The sequence below is a fragment of the Collinsella sp. LCP21S3_A3 genome (genome assembly GCF_052118905.1).
Classification (GTDB): domain Bacteria; phylum Actinomycetota; class Coriobacteriia; order Coriobacteriales; family Coriobacteriaceae; genus Collinsella.
On the sequence record NZ_JBQKGH010000047.1, the window covers coordinates 1 to 825 of the forward strand.

The window sequence follows — 825 nt, forward strand, 5'->3', positions numbered from 1 at the left end:
CGCACCTGCAAAGGAGCTTCAGGACAAACTCGCGGCGCTCGAACAGCTGCTTTTGGCATACGGACGCGTCGCCATCGGCTTTTCCGGTGGCGTCGACAGCAGCTTTTTGGCCGCGGTCTGCGCCCGCATCATGCCTGCCAGCACGCTTCTCGTTCACCTCACCACGCCGCTCATCGGCACGCCCGAACAGACCTCGTTTGAGCGATCCGTTGACAGGCAAACCAATGAGGGACCGCATTTTAAGCTCCCCGTGCTCAATCTTTCGGTCGATCAGCTGCAGCTCCCCCAAGTAGCCTGCAACGACGCCAACCGTTGCTACCACTGCAAGCACGCCGGCTTTACCGCCATCGTCAACCACGCTAAGTCGCTCGGCTTTCCCACCGTCATCGATGGCAGCAATGCAAGCGATCGCGGTGACTACCGTCCCGGCATGCGCGCTGCCAAAGAGCTCGGCGTACGCTCCCCTCTTATGGAGGTCGGCTTTACCAAGGACGAAGAGCGCGAGCTGCTGCGCGCATGGGGCTATCCCGTTTGGAGCCTGCCGGCGGGAGCCTGTCTTGCCACGCGCGTCCCCACAGGCGAGGAGCTTACGCACGAGAAGGTCGATTTAATCCGCGCCTGCGAGGACTACCTGCACGATCTTGGTCTGTCGCAGGTTCGCGCGCGCTTGGTCGGCGGCTGCATGCGTATCGAAGCCGCTCACGCAGATGTCGCCAAGATTGCCGCTCTCGGCGGTGCTACCGTCAATGCCGAGGGCAAGACCCCGCTGCCCGCCGCCATCGAGTCCGCGCTGCGCGAGCTGGGCTGCGCCCACATCTCCCCCGA

The 825-nt window shown here is 63.5% G+C and carries 1 protein-coding gene; it reads left to right on the forward strand.

Translation table 11 applies throughout. The features are described from left to right. The coding region (locus ACTQ0H_RS09270; protein ID WP_441548085.1) for a hypothetical protein at positions 1-825 on the forward strand (825 nt) is incomplete at both ends.